At 60.6% G+C, this 26,711-nt stretch carries 23 protein-coding genes, 1 tRNA gene and 1 riboswitch; of the genes, 14 read left to right on the plus strand and 10 right to left on the minus strand.

Annotated features, from left to right (window positions below; all coding sequences use genetic code 11):
- Positions 1-25: 25 nt before the first annotated feature.
- The gene (locus J2J98_RS17420; RefSeq protein ID WP_138394800.1) at positions 26-760 is read right to left on the minus strand and encodes a CbtA family protein; all 735 of its coding nucleotides are present in this window, start codon (positions 758-760) and stop codon (positions 26-28) included.
- Between the two features lie 12 nt (positions 761-772).
- Positions 773-982, minus strand: a complete 210-nt coding sequence (locus J2J98_RS17425; RefSeq protein ID WP_138394801.1) for a CbtB domain-containing protein — start codon at positions 980-982, stop codon at positions 773-775.
- Positions 981-1,137, minus strand: a riboswitch (adenosylcobalamin (AdoCbl) riboswitch). (Overlaps the previous gene by 2 nt.)
- A gap of 76 nt (positions 1,138-1,213) precedes the next feature.
- Between J2J98_RS17425 and J2J98_RS17430 the strand changes: the two genes are divergently transcribed.
- The 4 genes from J2J98_RS17430 (at position 1,214) to J2J98_RS17445 (ending at position 7,702) form a co-directional block, all read left to right on the plus strand.
- The gene (locus J2J98_RS17430) at positions 1,214-1,768 is read left to right on the plus strand and encodes a histidine phosphatase family protein (RefSeq protein ID WP_064708847.1); all 555 of its coding nucleotides are present in this window, start codon (positions 1,214-1,216) and stop codon (positions 1,766-1,768) included.
- Positions 1,769-2,238: 470 nt separating this feature from the next.
- Entirely contained in the window at positions 2,239-3,807 is a 1,569-nt protein-coding gene (locus J2J98_RS17435) for a putative bifunctional diguanylate cyclase/phosphodiesterase (RefSeq protein WP_207601700.1), read from the plus strand.
- Positions 3,808-4,067: 260 nt separating this feature from the next.
- Positions 4,068-5,246 (plus strand): acetate/propionate family kinase, encoded by a 1,179-nt coding sequence (locus J2J98_RS17440; protein ID WP_207601701.1) that lies wholly within the window; start codon positions 4,068-4,070, stop codon positions 5,244-5,246.
- 71 nt (positions 5,247-5,317) lie between these two features.
- Positions 5,318-7,702, plus strand: coding sequence for a phosphoketolase family protein (locus tag J2J98_RS17445; protein WP_207601702.1), 2,385 nt, complete (start codon positions 5,318-5,320; stop codon positions 7,700-7,702).
- Positions 7,703-7,749: 47 nt separating this feature from the next.
- Here J2J98_RS17445 and J2J98_RS17450 read toward each other — a convergent pair whose 3' ends face one another.
- Positions 7,750-8,640, minus strand: a complete 891-nt coding sequence (locus tag J2J98_RS17450; protein ID WP_138394805.1) for a helix-turn-helix domain-containing protein — start codon at positions 8,638-8,640, stop codon at positions 7,750-7,752.
- A gap of 118 nt (positions 8,641-8,758) precedes the next feature.
- Here J2J98_RS17450 and pobA point away from each other — a divergent pair, with 118 nt between their 5' ends.
- The 7 genes from pobA to J2J98_RS17485 all read left to right on the plus strand — a co-directional run bounded on the left by pobA (position 8,759) and on the right by J2J98_RS17485 (position 15,806).
- Positions 8,759-9,931 (plus strand): 4-hydroxybenzoate 3-monooxygenase, encoded by a 1,173-nt coding sequence (gene pobA / locus J2J98_RS17455; RefSeq protein WP_138394806.1) that lies wholly within the window; start codon positions 8,759-8,761, stop codon positions 9,929-9,931.
- A 179-nt stretch (positions 9,932-10,110) separates the two neighbouring features.
- Positions 10,111-11,283 (plus strand): ABC transporter substrate-binding protein, encoded by a 1,173-nt coding sequence (locus J2J98_RS17460; protein WP_207601703.1) that lies wholly within the window; start codon positions 10,111-10,113, stop codon positions 11,281-11,283.
- Positions 11,284-11,349: 66 nt separating this feature from the next.
- On the plus strand, positions 11,350-12,213 hold the full coding sequence (locus tag J2J98_RS17465) for a branched-chain amino acid ABC transporter permease (RefSeq protein WP_064708840.1): 864 nt from the start codon (positions 11,350-11,352) through the stop codon (positions 12,211-12,213).
- A 1-nt stretch (position 12,214) separates the two neighbouring features.
- Complete coding sequence (locus J2J98_RS17470) at positions 12,215-13,216, plus strand: branched-chain amino acid ABC transporter permease (RefSeq protein ID WP_138394809.1); 1,002 nt, start codon at positions 12,215-12,217, stop codon at positions 13,214-13,216.
- Entirely contained in the window at positions 13,213-13,977 is a 765-nt protein-coding gene (locus tag J2J98_RS17475; protein ID WP_064712082.1) for an ABC transporter ATP-binding protein, read from the plus strand. The genes J2J98_RS17470 and J2J98_RS17475 overlap by 4 nt, the downstream gene beginning before the upstream one ends.
- Positions 13,958-14,674, plus strand: a complete 717-nt coding sequence (locus tag J2J98_RS17480) for an ABC transporter ATP-binding protein (RefSeq protein ID WP_138394811.1) — start codon at positions 13,958-13,960, stop codon at positions 14,672-14,674. Before J2J98_RS17475 ends, J2J98_RS17480 begins: the two co-directional genes overlap by 20 nt.
- A gap of 304 nt (positions 14,675-14,978) precedes the next feature.
- Positions 14,979-15,806 (plus strand): VCBS domain-containing protein, encoded by an 828-nt coding sequence (locus J2J98_RS17485; protein ID WP_207601704.1) that lies wholly within the window; start codon positions 14,979-14,981, stop codon positions 15,804-15,806.
- A gap of 568 nt (positions 15,807-16,374) precedes the next feature.
- Here J2J98_RS17485 and J2J98_RS17490 read toward each other — a convergent pair.
- Both J2J98_RS17490 and mnmA read right to left on the minus strand, forming a co-directional pair.
- A tRNA-Met gene (locus J2J98_RS17490) sits at positions 16,375-16,451 on the minus strand.
- Between the two features lie 135 nt (positions 16,452-16,586).
- Positions 16,587-17,786: a tRNA 2-thiouridine(34) synthase MnmA gene (mnmA, locus tag J2J98_RS17495; protein WP_207601705.1), complete on the minus strand. Its 1,200-nt coding sequence runs from the start codon at positions 17,784-17,786 to the stop codon at positions 16,587-16,589.
- Positions 17,787-18,049: 263 nt separating this feature from the next.
- On the opposite strand from mnmA, the gene J2J98_RS17500 reads away from it, so the two are divergent.
- Positions 18,050-19,006: a DMT family transporter gene (locus J2J98_RS17500; protein ID WP_207601706.1), complete on the plus strand. Its 957-nt coding sequence runs from the start codon at positions 18,050-18,052 to the stop codon at positions 19,004-19,006.
- Positions 19,007-19,008: 2 nt separating this feature from the next.
- On the opposite strand, the gene J2J98_RS17505 is transcribed toward J2J98_RS17500, so the two are convergent.
- On the minus strand, positions 19,009-20,109 hold the full coding sequence (locus J2J98_RS17505) for a mechanosensitive ion channel family protein (RefSeq protein ID WP_138394815.1): 1,101 nt from the start codon (positions 20,107-20,109) through the stop codon (positions 19,009-19,011).
- A 173-nt stretch (positions 20,110-20,282) separates the two neighbouring features.
- Here J2J98_RS17505 and J2J98_RS17510 point away from each other — a divergent pair, with 173 nt between their 5' ends.
- Positions 20,283-20,546, plus strand: a complete 264-nt coding sequence (locus J2J98_RS17510) for a hypothetical protein (RefSeq protein ID WP_207601707.1) — start codon at positions 20,283-20,285, stop codon at positions 20,544-20,546.
- Positions 20,547-20,624: 78 nt separating this feature from the next.
- Here the strand turns inward: J2J98_RS17510 and serA are convergent, their stop codons facing one another.
- The 3 genes from serA to J2J98_RS17525 all read right to left on the minus strand — a co-directional run bounded on the left by serA (position 20,625) and on the right by J2J98_RS17525 (position 24,571).
- Complete coding sequence (gene serA, locus J2J98_RS17515) at positions 20,625-22,220, minus strand: phosphoglycerate dehydrogenase (RefSeq protein ID WP_064708831.1); 1,596 nt, start codon at positions 22,218-22,220, stop codon at positions 20,625-20,627.
- 146 nt (positions 22,221-22,366) lie between these two features.
- Positions 22,367-23,545, minus strand: coding sequence for a phosphoserine transaminase (locus J2J98_RS17520; protein WP_064708830.1), 1,179 nt, complete (start codon positions 23,543-23,545; stop codon positions 22,367-22,369).
- A gap of 189 nt (positions 23,546-23,734) precedes the next feature.
- Positions 23,735-24,571 carry an outer membrane protein gene (locus tag J2J98_RS17525; protein WP_207601708.1) on the minus strand — a complete coding sequence of 279 codons (837 nt, stop codon included), beginning with the start codon at positions 24,569-24,571 and terminating at the stop codon, positions 23,735-23,737.
- A gap of 204 nt (positions 24,572-24,775) precedes the next feature.
- Between J2J98_RS17525 and J2J98_RS17530 the strand changes: the two genes are divergently transcribed.
- Positions 24,776-24,988: a class I SAM-dependent methyltransferase gene (locus J2J98_RS17530; RefSeq protein ID WP_207601709.1), complete on the plus strand. Its 213-nt coding sequence runs from the start codon at positions 24,776-24,778 to the stop codon at positions 24,986-24,988.
- A gap of 240 nt (positions 24,989-25,228) precedes the next feature.
- Here J2J98_RS17530 and glmM read toward each other — a convergent pair whose 3' ends face one another.
- On the minus strand, positions 25,229-26,581 hold the full coding sequence (glmM, locus tag J2J98_RS17535; RefSeq protein ID WP_064694430.1) for a phosphoglucosamine mutase: 1,353 nt from the start codon (positions 26,579-26,581) through the stop codon (positions 25,229-25,231).
- Positions 26,582-26,711 lie beyond the last annotated feature (130 nt).

The raw sequence follows: 26,711 nt of genomic DNA on the forward strand, positions 1-26,711 counted from the left end.
AAAGCAAACCTGCCGATACGCCGCATCACCGGAGCGCCGGCCGCAGTCCGCTCTTGGCGACAAGATGCCGTTCTGCCAGCACTCCGAAAACAAGGCCGAGCGCTGCCCAAAGGATCGCGTGCATGCCAAGCGTGGTCGCGCGGAACCGCCAGAGCACCGTGGCCGAGAAATTCTCCGGCACCTCGTTGATCGGCGGCAGCAGATAGAGAACCGCGCCGATGAAGACGAGATAGGCGATGCCGGCGATGATCGCGCCGTTCCAGAGACCGAAGCGCTCGCCAAGGCGTCGCGACAGCGCGATCGCCGCAATCAGCGAGGCGAGCGAAACGACGATCATCAGGAAGAACAGTTCGGTCCTGACACCGATCGTATCGGAACTGCCGACCGCCGGCGGGTTGGCCGGATACTTGATGCCGGGAACCAGAACGACCGCCACGAAGGCGGCAAGGGCGATGACGGCCGAGGTGCCGCGGGGCGAAAGCCTGCCGAAGCGGCCGTGCACGAAAGCGAAGGTGAGCGAGAAAAGCCCGCCGACGGCGATGCAGTAGGCCATGACGCCTGTGAAAAGGCCGAGACCGGCCTGCGTGGCACGGCTGACGATTTCAGGCTCGGCAGCTTCGCCCGCCGCCTGAGCGTTAGCCTCCTCGAAGGCGATCGCCGCATCGACCAGCGGCTCGCCGACGGTATGGGCGAAGACAAAAACGAGGATACCAGCAATCAGGCCCGCGAGCATGCCGCGAAGCAGAAGGTTTCCAACCATGTCAGTATTCCCTTAGTGGCAGGGAAAGCCGAGGAGATGGCGGGCATCATGCACGAATTCGTGCACATACATGCCGTTGAACAGCGCCATCGCGCCTTCCTCGGTGCCGACGAAATAAAGAACGATCAGCATCAGCAGACCGCCGAAAATCCCCCAGGGAAGGATATCGCCGGCGGGGATCGGAGTCGGCGCAGCGACGGGCGCGAAAGTGGTGTCAGACATGTATTCCTCCGGAATGACGCGTTCAGTCGAAAGAGTGTTGTGCGGCAGGGTCTGACTTCCAGCGCGATGAGCTTTCGACACGCTGGTCACAGTGGCGCGACCGCGCCGGATTTCCACCGGCTTCCAAACCCGCAACAGCACGTTTATATCTGCACGCCGAAGAAACTGTCAACGTAACTTCACGAAGCGGCAAAGGCCGTCCCCATTCCATCCTCGGAGATCAGAACAACCGTGAATACGCGCCTCACCTGGATCTGCCACGGCGCGACGGCGGCGAACCGCAAGGCCCGGTTTCCGCTCGACGAACCGTTGGAAGAAAAGGCAGTGGAAGAAGCAGCCAGGGTCGCTGCGCTCCCTCACGCGGATCGTATTGTCACCAGCCCCGCCTTGCGCGCCCGCCAGACGGCCGACGCGCTCCTTCTCGAAGGGCGGATAGACCCATCGCTCCGCGACTGCGATCACGGTCGTTGGGCTGGCAGGTCGATCCAGGCGATCGAGTCGGAAGAGCCGGAAAACCTCATGGCCTGGATGACCGAGCCGGAGGCGGCCCCTCATGGCGGCGAGAGCCTTCTTGACCTGCGGAAGCGCGTCGCTGGCTGGATGGAGGCGCAGTCCGAGCAGGGCGGTCACGTCATCGCTGTCAGCCATGCGGCCGTCATCCGGGCGGCCGTCGCGCATGTGCTTCAGGCGCCGCCCTCCTCCTTCTGGCTGACCGACGTCGAACCACTCGCCATCCTTCGCATGACAAGCAATGGAAGCCGCTGGTGTTTGCGCTTCCAGCATTAGAGATTCCTTATTTTCTCCAGCCTTGCACAAGCAAATCGCGTCATCCCTGTTGAACCCGGTTTTGCGGGGACTACTTCCTTGTCCCAAGGAGATGGAAGAATGGCATATGATTGGAGTGGAGAGCGTACGCGGCGCCTGCGGTTGATGCGCGTCGCCACGTTCACGCTTCTGGCCGGTCTCATCCTCAGCGTTCCGCTGTTGATCGTCACCGCCTGAAGCACGAGAAAAGGCGAGCGATGCGTCAGCACGCTCGCCTTCGTTCTTCTGGGGCATCTTTTCGGCCTGAACCTGCAGCAAGATTTTTCTCCTGAACGGGACCGGCGAAACAGCGTCGGTGCCGATCCTGGCTGCATTGCAACGCTGCCGACGGCCAACCTCAAACTGCCCCCTCTGATAATTCGCCTTCTAGTTTCAACGAACATTTCAGATTTTTGTGATATCCCGGCGCGGGTGGAGATGGAGAAGGCATAATGCCGGTGTTTTTCCAGAGCAGGGCCGGAAGGCAATGCATGTCGATCGTCGGTTTGGGGATAACCCTCTGGCTCCTCGCTGCCTTGCTGCAGTTCGACGACAGCCTGGTTTCCTTCATGACCGCATTCGGCAACTACGGCGCCGACAAGCTCGTTCTGGGGCTCGGCATCGCCGGCGCCATGAGCTTCATCTATTCGGTCCTGCGTATTGCCGATCTGCGCAAGGAAATGGAACTGCGGGTCGCCGCCCAGGCGAAGGCCGACTGGACGGCAACTCACGACCACCTGACTAAGCTGCCGAACCGCTACGCCTTCGAGCGCAAAATTCTCTCACGGCCGGTCAGGAACGACGACGAAATCCAGGAATGGGACAACAGCGTCACCATCTTCTCCGTAGACCTCGACGGCTTCAAGAAAGTCAACGATCTTGTCGGCCACAAGGGCGGCGACGTATTGTTGATCGAAGTGGCTAGACGCATCTGCGCGCTCGGCAATGCCGATTGCGTCTACCGGTTCGGCGGTGATGAATTCATCATCGTTGCCTTCGCTCTGACGGCGGAGCGCGAGGAACGTTTCGCCAAGCTGTTGATCCAGGCCGTCACCCGACCGATTCATATCGACGGATTTGCCGTAGAAGTTGGCGCCAGCGTCGGTTACGATCGATGGGTCGAGGGCAGCGAACCGCTGGGAGACGCCGCCCATCGTGCTGACCTCGCCATGTATGAGGCCAAATCACGCGGCCCCAACCATTATCTCGTCTTCGAAACTTCGATGCAGGACAAAGTAACGGAGCGCGCTTCCCTGGAGGCCAGACTGCGCGCCGCAATCGCCACCAAAGCTATCAAGCCGTTCTATCAACCGCTGATCGACCTGAAGACTGGCCAGCTTTGCGGTTTCGAAGCCCTCGCACGCTGGATAGACGAGGATGGTGTCAACATTCCGCCGCCTGTTTTCATCGACATCGCCGAAGAAACCGGGATGATCACCGCCTTGTTCGAGGATCTCCTTGCTCAGGCCTGCAGCGATGCGCTCACCTGGCCGGCGCATGTCATGCTGTCATTCAACGTCTCCGCGGTGCAGATGGAAGACCGGCTGTTGACGTCCCGCATCCTTAAGGTCCTTTCCGCAAGCCGGCTGCCGCCACAGCGCCTTGAAATTGAGATTACCGAAAACGCGCTGATACAGGATCCCGCTGTCGCCGCCGTTATTCTCGAAGAGCTGCATGCCGCCGGCATCCAGATCGCCCTCGACGATTTCGGCACTGGCTATTCGAGCCTCGCCCAGCTCGCCCGCTACCGCTTCGACAAGATCAAGATCGACAAAAGCTTCATCGCCACTTATCGCGACGACGAACGCCAGGAAAAGATCGTCCGCGCCATGCTTGGCCTCGGCAGAAGCCTCAACATCAAGACGACCGCGGAAGGCGTCGAGGAACACGGCCAGCTTGCCTTCCTGCTGCAGCTCGGCTGCGACGTCGGCCAGGGCTATCTTTTCGGCAAGGCGATGCCCGCCGACGAGGCCAGCATCTTCATCCGCAATCGTAATGCCAATCTGGCATCGAGGGCCTGACCCCCGCGCAATTCAGCAGACTGCCCAAGCTTCGGGTCGCCCCCTACGCATCGTCAGCATAACTCGCGCCGGCCGGCCATTGCAGGCCGGAGTTCTTGCCCTCATTGTGCCGTGAGATCCGATGACAGCACGGTCGGGGGTCGAGGCCGGCAGGCGTGGCGATCGGCCGAAGTGACGGCGACCGCCGAAGGATGCCTTTCCAGCGCGAGTTTTGGCGCTAAGTTCGGCCATCGTGACGACGGCGCGGAGTCTCTGAAGACATGTCATCCACCGACCTCCTCCTGACCTTCAATGCCGGCTCATCGACGGTGAAGATCGGCATCTTTTCAATCGAGGGCGCCGAGGCACGGCACCTCGGCAAGGGTGTCATCGATCTCCGCGCCGAACCGCTCTCCCTCGGCCTGACCAAGGGGTCGCAGAGAGTTGACATGCCGCTCAAAGCGAAGCTGACGGACGATCTGCACGGGGTCATCGACGAGACCTTCACGCTTCTCGCCGATCATTTCGATATGACTGCCGCTGCCGCTGCCGGCCACCGCGTCGTTCATGGCGGTGAGCGCTTCACGAGCGCCGTCGCGCTAGATGACGACGCTATCGAGGGGATCGAAGCCCTGATACCGCTCGCCCCCCTGCACCAGCCGCAAGCGCTACGCTTCATCCACGCGCTCCGCCATCTGAAGCCGCATCTTTTGCAGATGGCCTCCTTCGATACCGCCTTCCATTCCACGCAGGACGATCTGGTTCGCCGCCTCGCGATACCGCGGTCCTTGCATGACGAGGGGATCAAGCGTTACGGCTTCCACGGGCTTTCCTATAAGTTCATCGCTGGCGAACTTGCGCGCAGGGCACCGCATGCGGCAAAGGCCGTGGTCGCCCATCTCGGCAGCGGCGCCAGCCTCTGTGCGCTGGAAAACGGCATCAGCCGCGACTGCAGCATGGGCTTTTCGACCCTCGACGGCATCCCGATGGCGACTCGCCCGGGCTGGCTCGATCCCGGCGTCATCCTGCATCTGGCAGGAGAGAGAAAGCGATCCCTGCGAGAGATCGAGGATTTGCTCTATCACCGCTCAGGCCTGCTCGGCGTTTCCGGCATCAGCGCCGACACGCGCTATCTGTTGAAGGACGGCCGGCCGGAAGCGCGCCAGGCGATCGACCTCTTCACGCTGCGAATTGCCGGCGAGATCGGCCGCATGGCGGTAACGCTCGGCGGCCTCGATGCCGTCGTCTTCACCGCCGGCATAGGCGAGCATCAGCCGGATGTCCGCGCCGGCGTGGCGGAACGGCTGTCCTGGCTCGGCCTTTCGATCGACGAGAAAGCCAATGCCGCCAATGGTTTCATGATCAGCACCAGGGAAAGCCCCATGGCCGCCCATGTCATTGCCACGGACGAAGAACAGGTGATCGCCGATGAGGCGCTGTCCGTTCTTCGCGCCCGCTGATCCAAATCAATGGCGCGCCGGCGCCGGCGGCTAGAATTGACGTTGAAAGCATTTTCGAACGGGAGAAGCCCATGGAAAAGCATGTCTCGACCGCCGCCGCCCTGACCGATGCTGAACTCACCCTGATCGACCGCTATTGGCGGGCGGCCAACTACCTCTCGGTCGGCCAGATCTACCTGCTCGCCAATCCGCTGCTGCGCGAGCCGCTGAAACCCGAGCACATCAAGCCCCGCCTGCTCGGTCACTGGGGCACGACACCAGGCCTCAACTTCATTTATGCGCATCTGAACCGCCTCATCCGCGCCCACGATCTCAATATCATCTACATGTGCGGCCCCGGTCACGGCGGGCCTGGCATGGTCGCCAACACCTATCTCGAAGGTACCTACAGCGAAATCTATCCCGATATTTCCGAAGACACTGAAGGGATGCGCAGGCTCTTCCGACAATTCTCGTTTCCCGGCGGCATCCCGAGCCATGCGGCGCCGGAAACGCCGGGATCGATCCATGAAGGCGGCGAACTCGGCTACGCCCTCGTCCACGCCTTTGGCGCTGCCTTCGACAACCCCGACCTGATCGTCGCCTGCGTCGTCGGAGACGGAGAGGCAGAGACCGGGCCATTGGCCGCCAGCTGGCATTCCAACAAGTTCCTGAATCCCGCCCGCGACGGCGCCGTTCTGCCGATCCTGCATCTGAACGGCTACAAGATCGCCAATCCGACCATTCTCGGCCGGGCCGGTGACGACGACCTGCGACGTCTCTTCGAAGGCTACGGCTACGAGCCGTTTTTCGTCGACGGCCACGAGCCAAGCGACATGCATCAGCAGATGGCCTCGACCTTCGACCAGATCTTCGACCGCATCCGCGATATCCAGGTGCAAGCCCGCAGCGGCGCTGCGAAGGGCTGCCCGCGTTGGCCGATGATCGTGCTGCGCAGCCCCAAGGGCTGGACCGGGCCGAAGGAAGTCGACGGCAAGAAGGTGGAAGGCTTCTGGCGAGCCCACCAGGTGCCGGTCTCCAATTGCCGCGAGAACGAAAGTCATCGCAAGATTCTCGAAGACTGGATGCGGAGCTACGATCCCGAAGACCTGTTCGATGCCGATGGCCGGCTGAAAACCGATCTGCGGGCACTGGCGCCCGTCGGCAACCGCCGCATGGGCGCCAATCCGCATGCCAATGGCGGTTTGCTGCGCCGGGAACTCAATGTTCCCGATATAGGCGAATATGCGGTTGACGTGGTCAAGCGCGGCAGCGTCGTGGCCCAGTCGACGGAGATCCTCGGCCATTACCTGCGCGACACGATGAAACTCAACGCAGAGGCGGCAAACTTCCGCGTCTTCGGCCCCGACGAGACGGAGTCGAACCGCCTCGGCAGCGTCTTCGAGGTCACGAACCGTGTGTGGATGGAGGATATCGAACCATTTGATGTCCATCTCTCTCGCGATGGACGCGTCATGGAAGTACTTTCGGAACATCTCTGCCAGGGATGGCTCGAGGGCTACCTCTTGACCGGCCGGCACGGCCTCTTTTCCTGCTATGAGGCCTTCATCCACATCATCGATTCCATGTTCAACCAGCACGCCAAATGGCTGAAGGTGACGCGCGAACTCGAATGGCGGAAGCCGATCTCATCGCTGAACTACTTGCTGACCTCGCATGTCTGGCGCCAGGACCATAACGGCTTCAGCCACCAGGACCCTGGCTTCGTCGACCTCGTCGCCAACAAGAAAGCCGACATCGTCCGCATCTACCTGCCGCCGGATGCCAACACCCTGCTCTGGGTCGGCGATCATTGCTTGCGCACCTATGACCGCATCAATGTCATCGTCGCCGGCAAGCAGCCGGAGCCGCAATGGCTGTCGATGGACGAAGCGGTAAAACATTGCGAAGCCGGTATCGGGATTTGGCACTGGGCAAGCAACGAGGACGACACGATCTCTCCTGATCTCGTCATGGCCTGCGCCGGCGATGTCCCGACGATGGAAACGCTCGCCGCCGTCGATCTTCTGCGCAAGGCCATTCCCGAGCTAAAGATCCGGACCGTAAACGTCGTCGACCTATTAGCACTGCAATCCAGGGACCAGCATCCGCATGGCCTTTCCGAGGAGGCCTTCGACGCGATCTTCACCACAGATAAGCCGGTTATTTTCGCCTATCACGGCTATCCCTATCTCATTCACCGCCTGACCTACAAGCGCACCAACCACGAGAACATCCACGTCCGCGGCTTCGTCGAGGAGGGAACGACGACAACGCCTTTCGACATGACTGTCCTCAACGAACTTGACCGCTTTCATCTCGCCATCGAAGCCATCGAGCGGGTGCCGGGCCTGAAGGAGAAGGCGAAAGACGCGCTCGCCGCCTTCCGCGGCAAGCTTGCGGAGCATTACGACTACGTCAGAGAGTACGGAGAGGACATGCCGGAGGTGCGGGACTGGACGTGGCCGACGGCGTGAGACATCTGCGAGTGACGCGCGACGCGGCATAGCCGAATGCCGGAATGCTATGCCCGTTCAAGCCGAGCTTTTTCGTTCGTCCGCCAAACCCGTGGCGTTGCGCCGGTGTATTTTAGAAAGAAGCGCGAGAAATAGGCGGGATCGGCAAAGCCGAGGCGAAATCCGATCTCCTGCACGCTGCCGATCGCAAAGACGAGCTGGCGCTTCGCCTCTTCGATCAGTTTGCCGGCGATCAGCTCATGCGGGGTTTTTCCTGTCATCGACCGGACGATACGGGTGAGGTGCGTCGGTGAAACTCCAAGTTCCTTGGCGTAAAAGGAAGCGGGCTTGTGCGATCGAAAATGCTGCTGAATGAGTTCGTTCAGCATGTCCATCCGCCGTTCGTTCTCGTTTGACATAAGCTCATGTGTATCCCCCTCATGGGAAATCCGCGCCGTCAGTCGCAACGCCAGCCCCACATAGGCGCCCAATACTTCGTTGCGGCCACCGCGGCGGTTTTCGAATTCGTCACCCAGCCTCCTCAGCGTCTGCATGACGTAGGCAGCCTCCGCATTATCCGGGTCGAGCGGCGTCAGATGCGGCATCGCCAGCCACTCGCCGAGACTGCTTCGCTCGCCCGGGGGATGGCTGAGATGGGATCTCAAGATGGTGATCACGAGGCCGTCGATATCGCGTGAGAAGCGAAAACCATGGTTGAGCCCAGGGGGAATCGTGATGACTGCGGGCGGACGAATGGCATGGCTGTTCTTGCCGAAAATCGCATCGCCCGAACCGGCTTCGATGTACAATATCTGAAAGAAGCTCTCGTGGCGATGAAGCCGAATCTCCCATTGATGCAGGCTGCTGCGGGAGCGGATTGTTTCGCAATGCAACCAAAAATCGGGTGATCTCCCGGTATTTTCGCCATAGAGCTCGTACGTCGGTATATGCCTGCTCATCGGCTCCCTCCCCCGCCAATGTTCGATAATTGCAATTTTTCGGCCGGAATGTCCATTGTTGCGGCAATGGCGGCGGGGCAGAATCTAACAAAACGCAAAAATGCGAGGGAGGAAGCATTTGCGAACTAAAGTCGCCATTATCGGTTCGGGGCCATCCGGCCTGCTGCTCGGTCAGCTTTTGACCGAAGCTGGAATTGACAACGTCACCCTCGACCGCGTGAGCAAGGACTATATCCTCGGCCGCGTCCGCGCCGGCGTGCTGGAGGAAGGCACTGTCGGGCTGTTGGACGAGGCCAAAGCTGGAGCAAGATTGCATGCCGAAGGCTTGCCGCATGACGGCTTCTCACTGGCCTTCGACGGGCGCGACCATCGCATCGATCTTCACGAACTCACCGGCGGCAAGCGCGTGACCGTCTATGGACAGACCGAGGTGACGCGCGATCTCATGGAGCGGCGGGAAGCTTGTGGCGCCGTTTCAATCTATGACGCCGCCGATGTGGCTCCGCATGCTATCGACGGTGGCTCGCCCTTCGTCACCTACCTGAAGGATGGCATCAGCCACCGCATCGATTGCGATTTCATCGCCGGCTGCGACGGCTTTCATGGAATAAGCCGCAGAGCCGTTCCCGAACAGGCGATCCGAAGTTTCGAGAAGGTCTATCCCTTCGGCTGGCTGGGGCTGCTCGCCGAGGTGGCGCCCGTAAGCCATGAACTGATCTACGCCAACCACCCGAGGGGCTTCGCGCTCTGTTCGATGCGCTCGGCCAGGCGCAGCCGTTACTATATCCAGTGCCCGCTCGACGCGAAGATCGAAGACTGGAGCGACGAGCGCTTCTGGGACGAGTTGAGACGGCGCCTACCGGCTCATCACGCCGAGGCATTGAGGACCGCCCCATCCTTCGAAAAATCGATCGCGCCGTTGCGCTCCTTCGTCACCGAGCCCATGCGTTTCGGCCGGCTTTTCCTCGTCGGCGACGCCGCCCATATCGTGCCGCCGACCGGCGCCAAGGGGCTGAACCTTGCAGCAAGCGATGTCCATTACCTCTTCCGCGGGCTCCTCGAACATTACCGCGAAGGCTCCGACAGCGGCATCGACGCATATTCGCAGACGGCGCTCGCCCGCGTATGGAAAGCCGTGCGGTTTTCCTGGTGGATGACGACGATGATGCACCGGTTCCCCGATACAGGCGATTTCGATCAGAAGATTCAGGAAGCCGAACTCGACTATCTCACGCATTCTCGTGCAGCCTCCACGGTGCTCGCGGAAAACTACGTGGGATTGCCGTTCTGAGACGAAGGGGGAAGAAAGCTGCGATACGCCGGTGAACAGCGACAGTCAGGACGACACAGAACCATAACCGGCAAATCATGTGTTTGGGGATTTATTTCATTTTACATCACCATTTCGCATGACAAGCTAACCTGAAATTCAATACGGCGCTGGAGTACGCCGAAAAGGGAGAGAGAAGAATGAGGAAGCTGTTTCTGGCCGCCGCCGCGGCTATCGCCATGGGCGCTAGCGCCTATGCCGACACCATCAAGGTCGGCGTCATCGGGCCGTTCTCTGGCCCGTTCGCGCTGCAGGGCAAGAACTTCAAGGCCGGCATCGACGCGTATATGGCTGTCAACGGCAACAAGGTCGGCAGCGACACGGTCGAGATCGTCTATCGCGACGTGCCGCAGGCCGATCCAGCCCAATCGAAGGCACTCGCGCAGGAACTGATCGTCAAGGAAAAGGTCCAGTATCTCGCCGGCTTCTATTTCACCCCCGACGCCATGGCGGTGACGCCGATCCTGAAGCAGGGCAACGTGCCGATGGTCATCATGAACGCCGCCACCTCGGCGATCGTCACCAAGAGCCCGCTCGTCGTACGCACCTCGTTTACAACATGGCAGACCTCGACGCCGATCGCCAAGGTTGCCTTCGACGCCGGCGTCAAGAAGGTGATTTCGGTCGTCAGCGATTACGGGCCGGGTATCGACGCCGAGAATGCGTTCAAGGCCGGTTTCGAGAAGACCGGCGGTGAGGTGGTCGAGGCGATCCGCATGCCGCTCGCGACCAACGACTTCAGCCCGATCATGCAGCGCATCAAGGATTCCGGCGCCGAGGGCGTCTTCGCCTTCCTGCCATCGGGCCCGACGACGCTTGGCTTCGTCAAGGCTTATAACGAGAACGGCTTAAAGGCCGCCGGCATCAAGTTCTTCGCGCCTGGTGACCTGACGCAGGAATCCGATCTGCCGGCCCTCGGCGATGCCGCACTCGGCATCCAGACGACGTTCCACTATGCCGTTTCGCACGACTCGCCGGAGAACAAGGCCTTCGTCGATGCTGCCGCCAAGGCGATCGGCAACAAGGCCGAACTCTCCTTCCCCGCGGTCAGCGCCTATGACGGCATGTATGTCATCTACAAGATGATCGAGGCGACCGGCGGCAAACAGGATGCTGAGAAGGCCGTCGATGCGGTGAAGGGTCTTGCCTGGGTAAGCCCGCGCGGTCCGGTGTCGATCGATCCGGAAAGCCGCCATATCACGCAGAACATCTATCTGCGCGAAGTCACCAAGGCCGATGACGGAACCTACATCAACAAGGAAATCCAGACGTTCGAGAAGCAGGGCGATCCGGGCCTTGCGGCGGCCAAATAAATCGAGCCTCAGAACCTGCGGCGGGCTTGGACATCAGAGGCCCGTTGCATTGAAGTGGGTATTTCCATGCAGACAGTCTTCAGCATAGCCGTCGACGCGCTTGCCTATGGCATGGTGCTCTTCGTGATATCGATCGGACTATCCGTCACCATGGGGCTGATGCGTGTCGTCAACCTGGCGCACGGCGCCTTCGCCATGATCGGAGGCTATATAGCCTCCTATGCCGCACGCGACCTCGGCCTTGGTTATGCGGTCGCGGTCGTCGCCGCCGTCGTCGCCACCATCATCATCGCGATCCCGCTCGAGCGTTTTCTATACCGCCGCATCTATGGCGCCCCTGAATTGACCCAGGTGCTGATGACCATCGGAATCACCTTCTGCATCATTGGCATTGCAAACTACGCAATGGGACCGACGCTGAAAACCATACCGCTTCCCGGTGCCCTGCAGGGCTCTGCCGATCTCGGCTTTCGCACTATTCCCATTCACCGGCTTTTCGCGATCCTTTGCGGGCTCGCCGTTGCACTCGCGCTCTGGTTCGCAATCGAGAGAACCAGCTTCGGCGTCAAACTGCGTGCCTCCGTGGATGATGCGGCGATGGCTGCGGCACTCGGCGTGCGTACCGAAATCATCTATGCGGTGAGCTTTGCCGTCGCAGTCGGGCTTGCCGCTTTCGGCGGCGTGGTCGGGGCCGAACTCCTGCCGGTCGAACCCTATTACGCGCTGCGATACATGGTCACCTTCCTGGTCGTGGTTTCGGTCGGCGGCGCTGGTTCCATTCCGGGAGCGCTGATCGCCTGCCTGTTGCTCGGAGCAATTGACACGACGGGACGATATCTGATGCCGGAATTCGGTGAATTCTTCTTCTACCTCGCCGTGATTGCCATCATCTGCGTCTTCCCGCGCGGCCTTGCCGGAAGGATGAAATGAGATGGCGCTTGTCATGAACAGCGAAAACGAACGTGTCCAGCATCAGCGCAGCTTCAGCGGCGATCTCGTCGGAATAACAGCCATCATGGCCATCGGCGCGATCGGCTACTTCGCGTTACCCGACAATCTCGCGCTCTTGACGCGGATGATCACGATCGCCCTGCTCGTCCTGTCGCTCGACCTTGTTACCGGTTATTGCGGCGTCGCCACGCTCGGCCATGCCGCGCTCTTCGGCTCCGGCGCCTATGCCGCCGGGATCTTATCGGCGCATTACGGCATTAACGACCCGCTGCTGATGATGCTTGCCGGCGTTGCTGCCGGTGCGATTGGCGGACTGCTGTCGGGCGCAATCATCCTGCGCGCACATGGATTGCCGCAGCTCGTACTATCGATCGCCCTCATCCACCTCTTCCATGAATTCGCCAACAAGGCCTCGTCCTGGACGGGAGGCAGTGATGGGCTTTCCGGCATCGCGCCGGACCCGATCTTCGGGCTTTTCGAATTCGACCTCTACAGTCAAACCGCCTTCTTCTTCGGAATGGCACTGCTGTTGATCGTCTTCGTGCTGCTGCGATGGCTGGTTCGCTCGCCCTTCGGCATGCTCTGCCGCGGCATCCGGCAAGATCCGCTGCGCATCCGCGCCATGGGTGGCTCGCCGAAGGCGGCCTTCATCAGGATGTACGTCATCTCCGGCGCCGTTGCCGGTGTCGGCGGCGCTCTGAATGCAATCTCGACCCAGGTCGTTGGCCTCGACAGCCTGTCCTTCACCCAATCGGCGGAGGCGCTGGTCATGCTCGTGCTCGGCGGCACCGGCTCCCTCTTCGGCGCACTCTCCGGCACCGTCATCTTCATACTCTTCGAGGATTACGTCTCCGCCGCCAATCCCTTCCACTGGCTGACCATGGTCGGGGCGCTGCTGATCGCCGTCGTGCTGTTTGCGCCGAAAGGCCTGTTCGGCACGACTGCCGCCTTCGTCAGCCGCCGGAAGGAAGCGCGCGCATGAGCCCGGTCTTCGAAGTCTCCAACCTCAGGAAAGCCTTCGGCGGCCTGGCCGTCACCAACGATGTCTCGCTGGCGATGGCGCCGGGCGATCGCATCGCGCTGATCGGTCCGAACGGCGCCGGCAAGACCACCTTCGTCAACCTCGTCACCGGCAATCTTTCTCCGGACTCCGGCGAGGTTCGCCTCGGCGGCGAGGCGGTGACGAGGATCGATGCGATCGGGAGGGTCAAGCGCGGCCTCGTGCGGTCCTTTCAGGTGACGCGGCTTTTCCAGGACATGACACCCGCAGAACATGTGGGACTTGCGGTCCTTCAACGCGACGGAAAGACTAAGCGGATGTTCGGAAATTTCCTCGCGATGTCTGAGGTGATGGCAGAGGTCGACGAACTCTTGGGAAAACTCGGGCTGGCGTCGCTGATGCATCGCAGGGTGAGCGAGATAGCCTATGGCCAGCAACGGCTGCTCGAAATCGCGGTGGCGCTGGCGCTGAAGCCGAAGGTGCTGCTGCTGGACGAGCCGGCTGCCGGCGTGCCGCAGAGTGATACCGGCCGTATCGAGCAGGCGCTTGCCGACCTTCCCGGCGATCTCGCCGTGCTGATGATCGAACACGACATGGATCTCGTCTTCCGCTTCGCCAAACGCGTCATCGTACTTGCGGCGGGCGCAATCATCTTCGATGGCCTGCCAGCCGACGTCACCAAGGATGCGCGCGTGCGCGAGGCCTATCTCGGGAGTTATGCCAATGCCAGCCCTGTCGCTTGAGGTCGACAATCTCTCGGCCGGATACGGGCCGACGCGGGTGCTCGAAGGTATCTCCCTCTCCGTCTCGGCAGGCGCCCGCCTTGCCGTGCTCGGCCGCAACGGCATGGGCAAGACCACGCTCCTGGCAACCCTTGCCGGCCAGACCAGGAGATATGAAGGCCAGATCCGCCTCGGCGGCTCGGATGTCTCCGCAGCACCGAGCGCAACGCGCGCCCGTAAGGGTCTCGGTTATGTGCCTCAGACACGCTGCGTCTTTCCGACGCTGACGGTCGAAGAGAACCTTTTCGTCGGCCTGAAGGGGCGGCCGAAGACGGCGCTGGAGGAAGCCTATACCCTGTTCCCGCGACTGAAGGAGCGCCGCCGCAACCTCGGCAACCAGCTCTCCGGCGGCGAGCAGCAGATGCTTTCAACGGCCCGCACCATTCTCGGCCTGCCTTCCGTTCTGCTGCTCGACGAGCCGCTCGAGGGCCTTGCGCCTGTCATTTGCGAGGAACTGATGGCCGCCTTCGCCGATCTTGCCAAAAAAGGCGATATGACCATCCTTCTTGTCGAGCAGCGCATTCAGAGCGCGCTCGATTTTGCCGATCAAGTCATCATCCTCGAACGAGGGCGGCTGGCCTGGACGGGAACGCCGGAAACTCTGGCCAGAGATCAGCAGGCCCTTGAGCGCCTGCTCGGCGTCGGCGGCCTTCATTGACATGCGCTGAAGAACGATCGGCGCTGCCGATCAAATCAAGTTCAGCTTCAGTCTGCGAGGAGCGCAGAACAACAGATACAATATATCGTCATGATGACGTCATCGGTTACGCGGCATTATTATCCCGCCGTCGATTTATCCTTGCGAAATAATCGGCAGCGATCTCTGTGTTTGACTAGTGAGCTGCAGATATCTGGATCCACGCGATCTGACCTGTAGAGTTGATCGCCGGACCGGTCATTTTTCGTTGCCAGACACTCGATAGAGTTGCATAGTCCGACAACACATTAGACGGGAGGGAGAGATGGCAAATCACAAGCCGTTCGCAGGCGACGTATACTTGCCTGTTTTCGATATCAACGATCCAATCAGCGGCGACATTCTTGAGAATTCCTACGATACCGACGGAGATCAGCTGCGCCTGAATTTCGTCAACGGACAGCGGATCAAGCAGCCGGCGGATGCGGACGATCCCGCTACGACGACGATCATCGAAGGCAAATACGGCACGCTCACCATCAGCTCCGACGGTAGCTACACCTATGCGCTCGACTATTCAAAGCCGGAGGTGGCGGCGCTCGGGCCTGGAGATCAACTCGTCGATCAGTTCAACTTCAAGATTTCCGACGGCAAGGGCGCAACCGACTTCGGGCTGCTCAACATCGCGGTCGATCTGCCGGAACGCGGCGATGTCTTCGTCAGTTTCGAGGACGTCGGCAATCACGACTTCCCGACAGGCTACAAGGGCTTCGACTGGGGCGCCTGGCGTGACGGCGACGACGCGACCGTGCGCGAGGAGACCGACGGCAATCACTACCTGTCGGGCGGCGTCTTCTGGACGCCGATCTACTCGGCCGATGGCGGCCCCTTCCAGATCAAGCAGTTCGAAGTCGCGAACGGAACTTCCGACTATGACAACGTCCTGACGATCGAAGGCCGGCTGAACGACACCATCGTCTTCTCCACCACCATGACCATAACCGCCGACAGCATCGACGATCCCCAGCTGATTGATCTCAGTGCCTACGGCAACATTGATTATCTCCTGCTCGACAGTGAACCGATCGTCACAGAGAACAGCGGCCCCGATTATTTCGGCGCGCAATACGACAATTTTTACTTTGTCGTTTGAGCGATGGAGAAAGAGCATCTTTCCGAGCGCGTACCGCAGCGGCTGTCCAATAGCGATTTCTTGCGATAGCTGATCGACCTGGGCCCTGTTAGCATCAGATCGTCCGAGGAGGGACGATTTTGCTGGGGTGGAGGAAATGATGCAGACAATCGGGATCAGGTTAGCGGCGGTCATGTTCTCGCTGGCCGCATGGGCGATTATTATCGCTGCCGCATCCCATCTTTGGGCGATGAGGATGCCGATATTGCATTTGGCGCTCTACAGATAGCTGTTGTCGGCGTAGCGGAAATCTTGAGGCTGAACTGTTTTGTCCTCTCGCCGCTATGTTTGGTGCTGGGACATGCTACCGCGCCGGCCGGAACAGGCTCAACACCGCCGCCACAGTCGCAAATTCTTCAATGTGTGCGCGGCTTGAGAGATAGGTGACGTTCTGCACCGGAGACATGTCGGATATCGATCTGGAACAGAGGACATTGCAAACCATCGACAACCCGTTCGGCACGAGGTTGTCACCCATGTCTTAGGTACAATCTGTTACCTATGTCTCCGGTATGGACATTGAAGGAGATGGTAGCGGAGGAGGGATTTGAACCCCCGACACAAGGATTATGATTCCTCTGCTCTGACCTACTGAGCTACTCCGCCACTGGTCAAACGATACCTGCTCGCGAAGCGCTGCGGGCTCGTGGGATGAGCGGCTTATAAGGTGCGCTTCGGCTTTGTGTCAAGCACATGATGGAGAAAAACCCTACGCTTCGCCGGCCGTCGTTTCCGATGGCTTCAAGCGGCGACGGGGCCGGCCAGCAGGGCCTTGAGCGAGGCTTCAGCCGAGGGTTCGCGCTCGGAGCGCTCGATGAAGCCGCCGCCGAAGACGCGGGCGTCGTCGCCGGGCGCGGAATAAAGCGCGCAGGCTTGGCCGGGCGCAATGCCCGCCTCGCCAACCGTCAGATCGACATAGGTGCCTGTCGCGTCGGTATGCAGCACGGCGGGCGCCGGTGCCCGCGTCGAACGGACTTTGGCGTAGCAGGCAAAACCGCTGCCGGAAGCGGCCTCCGAGAGCGGGATGTCGCCCAGCCAATTAACGTCGCGCAAATAGACGCGGTGCGTTTCCAGCGCCTCCTTCGGTCCGACGATGACACGGCGTGAGCGGGCGTCGAGGTAGACGACGTAGAGCGGCTCGCCGGTCGCGATGCCGATGCCGCGGCGCTGGCCGATGGTGAAGTGCAGGATCCCTTCATGAGTGCCGAGCACTCGGCCATCGAGATGGACGATCTCGCCGGCGAGCGCCGCATTCGGCTTCAGCTTGGTGATGATGTCGGAATATTTGCCCTGGGGCACGAAGCAAATATCCTGGCTATCGGCCTTCTTGGCGACGACGAGGCCCATCTCTTCGGCAAGCCTGCGGGTCTCGGCCTTCGGCAGGCCGCCTAGGGGAAAGCGAAGATAGTCGATCTGTTCCTGCGTGGTGGCGAAGAGGAAATAGCTCTGGTCGCGGTCGGCGTCGGCCGGACGGAAAAGCGCGCGGCGGCCGGGATGATCAGGCGAAGGGTTCGGCCGCGAACGGATATAGTGACCGGTCGCCAGCGCATCGGCGCCGAGTTCCTTGGCGGTGGCCAGAAGATCGGCGAACTTGACGGTCTGGTTGCAAGAAACGCAGGGGATCGGCGTTTCGCCCGCCACATAGCTTTCGGCAAAAGGATTAATCACCGTTTCGCGGAAGCGCTTTTCGTAATCGAGCACATAATGCGGAATGCCGAGCGTTTCGCAGACGCGGCGGGCGTCGTCGATATCCTGGCCGGCGCAGCAGGAGCCGGCGCGGTGAACGGCTGCTCCATGGTCATAAAGCTGCAGCGTGATGCCGAGCACATCGTAACCCTGCTGTTTGAGAAGGCCGGCCACAACGGATGAATCGACGCCGCCCGACATGGCGACGACGATACGGGTCTCTTCCGGCTTCTTGTCAAAATCCAGTGTGTTCAACGATAGTGCCAATTCTGCGCTGTTTCGATCCGCCGGTCTGACTTCGAAATGTGGCGGATTTCCTGCATATCCGGCGGGATCGGCCGCCAGCTTTCATGGGCGACGGATATAGAAATTATTGCGCCCGTGCGCAAGTGCCGGCGTTTCAGCCCAACGTACCGGCGTCATCCGCCGCTCATCCATTGCAGCTATCTACAATCGGCCTTTGCTAGCCCTGTTTCGTAGCGTAGAGGAAATAACCCACCTTTAGAAGATTCGGACAAATGACAGCGGCTTCAACCACCCTTCGTGGCGTCCTTGTCGCATTCGTCGGCTATGCCGTCTTTGCCTTCAGCGATGCATCCATCAAAGCCTTGCACGGCACCATCCCTTCGTTCCAGATCGCCTTCACTGGCGCTGTGCTCAGCCTGTCGGCCCTTCCCTTCATCAAGGGACCGGGCGATTCATGGCTCGACATATTCGCAACGACGAACCGGCCGCTCTGGATGGTGCGGTTTGCCGCCGGCGCGACCGGCTCGATCGCCTCCATCATAGCCTTCACCAAGCTGCCGATGGCCGAGGCCTTCTGTCTGCTGTTCCTGCTGCCGTCGGTCGTCACCATCCTTTCGGTGATCTTCCTGAAGGAGGATGTGCGCTGGCAACGCTGGGCTGCCGTCATCGTCGGCTTCGTCGGTGTGCTGGTCGTTCTCCGGCCGGGCTTCCGCGAACTGTCCATTGGCCATCTGGCTGCAACCATCGGCGCCGTCTCCGCCGGCGTGGCTATCGTCATTCTGCGTGCACTCGGTCCGGCGGAGAAGCGCCTGTCGCTCTATGGAGCATCCTTGCTCGGCACGCTAATCGTGAGCGGAGTCCTCATGCTCTCCGAAATCGTCGTGCCGAGTCCGCAGCAATGGGTCTTTCTTGCAGGCTACGGATTGCTCGGCGCCGCCGGAAACGTGATGCTGATGACCGCAGCGCGGCTCGCCCCGGCGACGCTCGTGGCGACACCGCAATATAGTCAGATGATCTGGGCCATCGGCTTCGGCTACCTCTTCTTCAACGACCACGTCGACCTGCCGATGGCGCTCGGCATCGTGCTCATCATCTGCTCCGGGCTGCTGACGCTGATCCGCGAGCGCAAGCGCCACGTGCCCCTGCCCGCAGCCGTCGCGTCCGGCGACGCGCAATCGCCGCTTGCCACGACGCCGGCCGAAGGCGATGCCCAAACACCAGCACGTTAGGCTTATTCTGCCGCCTGACGCCGATCCTGCGCCGGCTGTTCGTTCATCACGGCCCGCATGCGCGGAAGAGCAGCGGGATATTCACGGCGGATGAAATCGATCAGTTTCTCACGCACCTCGCAGCGAAGGTCGAAGGTGCGGCCGGAATTCGACGCCGATACGAGGATGCGGATTTCCATGACCGTTTCACGAAAGTCGGTGACGGCGACATTGACGACGCGGCCGTCCCACAAGGTGGAAGCCTTCGCGATCTGCTCGACCCTTGCACGTATGGCCTCGACCGGTACGCTGTAGTCCAGATAGATCATCACGGTGCCGATCAGCGCGGAACTTTCTCGCGTCCAGTTCTGAAACGGTTTTTCGATGAAGTAGCTCAGCGGCAGGACAAGGCGCCGCCAATCCCACAATTGCAGGACGACATAAGTCGAGGTGATCTCCTCCACCCGGCCCCACTCCCCTTCCACCAGCAGTGCATCATCGATCCGGATCGGCTGAGTGATGGCAAGCTGGATGCCAGCAAACAGGTTCTTCAGCACCGGCTGAAGCGCAAGGCCGACGACGATACCGGCGACACCTGCGGATGCCAGCAGGCTGACCCCATATTGCCGGACGGCATCGAAGGTCATCAAACAGGCTGAAACCGCGACGACGACGATCAGCAGGTCGATGACACGTTCCATGATGCGGGTCTGCGTGACATGCTTGCGCGCCAGGAGATTGTCCTCGGCATCCAGTCTGAACCGGCGCAGATAGATCGTCATCCAGATGTGCTTGGCGGTCTTTGCCATGCGGGCGATAAGGATGATGAAGAAGATCAGGAGAACGTGGCGGACGGTTGCCGCCTGGTAATCCGTCAGTGGCGCGGCCGTGGCACCGAGGGAAAGGGCCGCCACAAGCATTGCAAGCCTTACCACCCGCTGCAGGCGGGAGACGAGTGAGCGCCAAAAAAGATCCTTGCTTTCGACGAGCCTCGCCAGCAGGCGGAATAGAATGCGATGCGCAAAAAGCGTTACTGAGATAACGACCGCAAAGATGACGGCGCTTGCAAGCCAATCCGGCAGCCAGATGCCCTCAGCACGGATGTCATTGAGAAAATCCGTCATGAACGCGCAGTTAGGGTGCAATGCAGCATGGAAAAGGGGCGGGCAGAAAAAAGCGCCGGTTCCGGACTCGGATTAATCCGATCCTATTAAATAACTTAGCAGCGTGGAACAATTTACACGATCGTGCGTTGCAGGGGCAGCGATGTCGCAATCGAATTGCTGAGGAGGGTTTCATGGGCAAGTTCGGCACGACGGAGTACAGCAGGATCAGACACTGGATCGAGGAGCGCGGCGGCCATCCCGCGCGCATCAAGAACGCGAGCGACAGCGAAACCGTCCGCGTCGATTTTTCTACCGAAACAGAGGAAGAGATTTCCTGGGACGAATTCTTCCAGGGCCTCGACGGCAGCAGGCTCGCCTTCCTCCACCGCACCAGGGCTGAGGATGACAAGGCCCGATTCGGCAAGATCATCCGTCGGAAACGCTTGCCTCACTGAAAATCATCCATTCCTCAAGCAGAAAACCCGGCGCGGTTTCCCGCGCCGGGTTTCCATACTTCCTTGGGAGGAGGAAATTTAGTCGATGTTGAAGGTCAGGAGCTTGGCCTGGCGGATCGCTTGGTGCGCCGTCAACTCCGTGAGCACGCCATCATCCACTTCGCCGTCGACATAGAGCAGCGCAATGGCGTCGCCACCCTGCTTGTCGCGGCCGAGCTGGAAGTTGGCGATGTTGACGCCGGCAGTACCGAGCGTCGTGCCGATGAAGCCGATCATGCCAGGGACGTCAGTATTGGTGATGTAGATCATGTGCGAACCGACATCGGCATCGAGATTGATGCCCTTGATCTGGATGAAGCGCGGCTTGCCATCCGAGAACACCGTGCCGGCAACGGAGCGCGTCATGCTTTCGGTCGTGACCGTCAGCTTGATATAGCCGTCAAAGACGCCCGTTTTGTCGCGCTTGACCTCGGAAAGCACAATGCCCTTTTCCTTGATCATGATCGGCGCGGAAACCATATTGACGTCGGCGACCTGCGGGCGGATCAGGCCGGCGAGAACCGCGCTTGTCAGCGCCCGCGTGTTCATGTTGGCGGTCACACCGTCGTAGAGGATTTCGATCTGCTTGATCGGCTCTTCGGTGACCTGGCCCACAAAGGCGCCGAGAACATCGGCAAGACGAATGAACGGCTTCAGGATCGGCGCCTCTTCCGCGGTAATCGATGGCATGTTGATGGCGTTTGAGACCGCGCCCTTGACGAGGTAGTCCGACATTTGTTCGGCCACCTGCAGAGCGACGTTTTCCTGCGCCTCTGTCGTCGAAGCGCCGAGATGCGGCGTGCAGACGACGTTCGGCAGGCCGAAGAGCGGGCTTTCCTTGGCAGGCTCGACTTCGAAGACGTCGAAGGCGGCACCGGCAACATGGCCGGACTTGATGGCTTCGGCAAGGGCTGCCTCATCGACCAGGCCGCCGCGGGCGCAGTTGATGATGCGCACGCCGGGCTTCGTCTTTGCCAAGGCTTCCTTGTTGAGGATGCCGCGTGTCTTGTCGGTCATCGGCACATGCAGCGTAATGAAATCGGCGCGAGCGAAAAGTTCGTCCAGCTCGACCTTGGTGACGCCCATCTCCTCGGCGCGCTCCTTCGAAAGGAACGGGTCGTAGGCAACGACATGCATCTTCAGGCCGATGGCGCGGGAGCAGACGATCGAGCCGATATTGCCAGCGCCGATAACGCCGAGCGTCTTGCCGGTGATCTCGACGCCCATGAATTTAGACTTTTCCCATTTGCCGGCCTGTGTCGAGGTATCGGCTGCCGGAAGCTGGCGGGCGACGGCGAACATCAGCGCGATCGCATGTTCGGCCGTCGTGATCGAATTGCCGAAGGGCGTGTTCATGACGATGATGCCGCGGCGCGAAGCGGCCGGAATATCGACATTGTCGACGCCGATGCCGGCGCGGCCAACGACCTTCAGGTTCGTCGCCGCTCCGATGATCTTTTCCGTCACCTTGGTGGCCGAGCGGATGGCCAGACCATCATACTTGCCGATGACTTCGAGCAGACGGTCCTTGTCTTTGCCGAGCTGCGGTTCGAAATCGACTTCGACGCCGCGGTCGCGGAAGATCTGGACGGCGGTTTCCGACAATTCGTCGGATACGAGAACGCGAGGTGCCATGAGGGCCTCCTTCAAAAGTGTTCAGCGATGAATGAAATCAGGAATGCCAGAGCATGATGCCGAAAAGTGTATGCGGTTTTCGGACGACATCATGCTCTTATTCTTTGATCCAACTCCGCCCTATGACGGAGCCGGATGCGATCACGTCAGGCGGCGGCCTGAGCGAGCTGCGCCTTCTGCGTTTCGAAGGCCCAGGAAAGCCAAGGCATCAGCTTTTGCATGTCGGACGCCTCGATCGTGGCGCCGGCCCAGATGCGCAGGCCAGACGGCGCGTCGCGGTAATGGCCGATATCATAGGCGACGCCTTCCTTTTCCAGGAGGCCGACCAAGCCCTTGGCGAAATTCGCCTGGCCATCAGCGTCGAGAGCCGCGATGTCCTTGTCGACGATTTTCAGGCAGACAGAGGTGTTGGAGGCCGTTTCCACCTTCACGGCGAGATTGGCGATCCAGTCGTTTGCCGCGACAAAATCGTGAATGACCTTGGCATTGGCATCGGCGCGCGCGATCAGCGCCTTGAGACCGCCGACATCTTTGGCCCAGAGCAGCGCATCGATATAGTCTTCGACGCACAGCATAGACGGCGTGTTGATCGTCTCGCCCTGGAAGATGCCTTCGGTCAGCTTGCCGCCCGAGGTCAGGCGGAAGATCTTCGGCAACGGCCAGGCCGGGGTATAGGTGGTGAGACGCTCGACGGCGCGCGGCGAGAGAATGATGACGCCATGCGCGCCCTCGCCGCCGAGAACCTTCTGCCAGGAGAAGGTGACGACATCGAGTTTGGCGAAATCGAGCTCCTGCGCGAAAGCGGCCGAGGTGGCGTCGCAGATCGTCAGGCCCTTGCGGTCGGCAGGGATGAAATCGCCGTTCGGCACGCGCACGCCTGAAGTGGTGCCATTCCATGTAAAGACAACGTCGCGGTCGAAATCGACGGCGGAGAGATCGGGAAGCTCGCCATAACCGGCTTCGAGCTTGCGCACATCCTTGAGCTTCAGCTGCTTGACGACATCGGTGACCCAGCCGGCGCCGAAGCTTTCCCAGGCGAGCATGTCGACACCGCGTTCGCCGAGCAGCGACCAGAGCGCCATTTCGACGGCGCCGGTGTCGGAAGCCGGCACGATGCCGATGCGGTAATCCGCCGGCACTTCGAGAATTTCGCGGGTAAGGTCGATGGCCTGCTTGAGCTTGGCCTTGCCGACCTTCGCGCGGTGCGAACGGCCAAGCGCCGCGTCGGAAAGGGCTTCGAGCGACCAACCGGGACGCTTCGAGCAGGGGCCAGAAGAGAAATGGGTATTATGCGGACGGATGTCCGGCTTTGCGGTCTTCGCCATGATGCTATCCTCTCAGATAGAAAGCCCTTCGTTGGGGAAGGGTGTCCCGCCGCCGTGTGTATGGATCGAAGGCATCATAGTCAAGATCGAAGTGTCGCGATCTGAAGATATTTTGACGCAGGCGAGGCGGCGAAATGAAAAAGCCGCCCGGAGCGAGGGCGGCTTTCTGATGCGATGGTTTAGACCGGCTTACTTGTAGACTGGCTGCTGCAGCGGGATTTCCGGCGGCGGCTCGTAGCTTGCCTGGGCGCATCCGCCAAAGAGGTAACGGGCGCCGACGCGGGCTTCGTGGGCGCTGAGACCCTTGTCGCGGCCAGGCCCGCCGTTGTCGGCATAGCCGAACATGTTGCCGCCGTCGATATGCAGGTAACGGTAGCCGACATCGGCCTTGATATTGCAGGTCACGTCGATCGAAGCGCCAGCCATGAGGGCGTAGGTGAAACGCCAGTTGCCCTTGCCGCCATGAGTGACCTCGTCGTCGCAGAAGCTGCCGTCATCGGCGCAGGAAATGTTGCGCAGGTTTTTCCACTTTACATAGGAGCCGCCGATACCGGCGCCGACATAGGGCGTCACATAGCCGTAGGTGCCGAGATCGACATAGGCGTTGGCCAGCAGCGTATAGGCACGAACCGAAGAGCGGTCGCGCGAGGTGCAATCCACCAGCGGGAAGCCGCATTGCCCGACCGTAGAACCGCGGAAATCGGCCTGAGTGAGATAGTCGAAGGTCAGATCGGTGCGGAGATAGCTGTTGATCTGATAACCGACGCCGCCGCCGATCGTCCATGCGTCGTCGAGATCGGTGTCGTCGAAATCGACCTCCGTGGCGTTGCTGCCCTGGAAATAGCGCGCGCCACGCAGATCGGTGAAGGCATAACCGACATCGCCGCGCAGATACCAGCCGGTCGCTTCGCTAACCGTCACCTCGGGAGGCTGTTCCGGGATAGGCTCGGCCGGGGCGAAATCCGCGGAATAGGCGTTTGTGGCGATCAACAATGCGGCAAGCATGCCGGACAAACTTCTTTTCATGGATCCGCTCCAAATCCCGTTGGGTCGGCAGGCTCAAGTCGCTGCCAATCTGATACGCTTTGCATGGATAATGAATTGGAAACGTTAAAAGCTGCTTAACCACGCTTATTTACCGTATGCGTCGCATTCTTCTGGAGGAAGGCATAGGAGACGATCAAAACCCGTCCGACCATCGCACAGCATTTGAGCGAGGGCGGCCATTCCTTGCCGGACATCGATTCCTCATCGTCGCTGACAGCGATGTGCCGCGATCGATTTCCCCGTCATGAATGGCTGGTGGCCGACATGCGCAATCTGGCACTCGACCGGAGATTTCATGGTCTCATCGCCTGGGACAGCTTTTTCCACCTGACAACCGACGATCAACGCTCGAGGTTGGAGGTTTTCCGCAGCCACGCCCAACCCGATGCGGCCTGATGTTCCCCAGTCGCCCTTCATATGGCGAAACAATCGGCACCTTCGGCGAGGAGCCCCTCTGTCACGCCAGTCTCGACCCCGGCTATTATCGCCGGCTGCTCGGCGAGAAGGGCTTACCGTCATTGCCCATGTCGTCGAAGATCCGACCTGCGGCGGCCACACGATCTGGCTGGCGCAACAGGTTGAATGAAAAAGCCGGCGCTCGCGCACCGGCTGGCTTTCGATTATCCTTCCGGGCGATCAGGCAGCGGTCCGGACATTCGAGATCGTGCCGATCAACTCATTGACGATGCGCTCGATCTGAGCGCGGTCGTCGCCCTCGGCCATGACGCGGATCAATGGTTCTGTGCCTGAGGGGCGGATGACAAGGCGGCCATTCTTGGAGAGTTCGGCTTCGGCGTCGGCAATTGCCTTCTGCACCTGAATATCCTCCAGCGGCTTGCCGCCGCTGATGCGGACGTTGCGGAGGAGTTGCGGGACCGGCTCGAAACGGCGGCAGACCTCGCTGACGGTGCGGCCGGTGCGCTTGACCGCGGCAAGAATCTGCAGCGCTGCGACGAGACCGTCGCCTGTTGTGCCGTAGTCCGAAAGCACGATGTGGCCCGATTGCTCGCCGCCGACATTGTAATTGTGCTGACGCATATGCTCGACGACATAACGGTCGCCGACCTTCGTGCGCGCAAGCGCCATGCCGCGCCCATCGAGGAAGCGCTCAAGGCCGAGATTGGACATCACCGTAGCAACGATGCCGTTGCCACGCAGCTGCTGGCTCTCCGCCCAGCTCTCGGCAATGACGGCCATGAGTTGGTCGCCGTCGACGATCGAGCCGTTCTCATCGACGATGATAACCCGATCAGCGTCGCCGTCGAGCGCGATGCCGATATCGGCGCGCACTTCGTCGACTTTCTTCTGCAATGCCACGGGGCTGGTGGAGCCGCAATTTAGATTGATGTTGGTGCCGTTCGGTTCGTTGCCGATGGTAACGACGTCAGCGCCGAGCTCCCAGAGCACCGCAGGGGCCACCTTGTACGCAGCGCCATTGGCACAATCGATCGCGACCCTCAGTCCCTGCAGCGTCACGTCGCGCGGCAGCGTGCGCTTGGCATGTTCAATATAGCGGTCATGCACGCCGTCGACGCGCTTGGCCCGGCCGATGTCGTCGGATTTGGCAAGCTGCGCGTTGAGATCCTTTTCAAGCAGATCCTCGATCTCGGCTTCGATATCGTCCGAAAGCTTATAGCCGTCAGGACCGAAAAGCTTGATGCCGTTATCTTCGTACGGATTGTGCGAAGCGGAGATCATCACACCGATATCGCAGCGCAGCGAACGCGTCAGCATAGCGACGGCAGGCGTCGGGATCGGGCCGAGAATGAAGGCGTCGAGGCCCGCAGCCGTGAAGCCTGCCACCATCGCATTCTCAAGCATATAACCGGAAAGACGCGTATCCTTGCCGATCACGACGCGATGGCGGTGATTGCCCCGTCGGAAGATCGTGCCGGCGGCGATGCCGACGCGCATGGCGAGATCGGGCGTCATCGGGAAGACATTGGATTGGCCGCGAATACCGTCGGTACCGAAATAGCGTCTTTTCATCTGCACTCCTGCGCTTTGGCGCGCCACTTAAGGCTGCGCATCGTTCCAAGCAAATCCGGCCTCAGTGGATTGTCGTCAGTCCAGGAGCGTGATTCATGCTTGCGTCTCTTCAGCGGAATGCCACAAATTG

This window comes from Rhizobium bangladeshense, from assembly GCF_017357245.1.
In the GTDB taxonomy this organism is placed as follows: domain Bacteria; phylum Pseudomonadota; class Alphaproteobacteria; order Rhizobiales; family Rhizobiaceae; genus Rhizobium; species Rhizobium bangladeshense.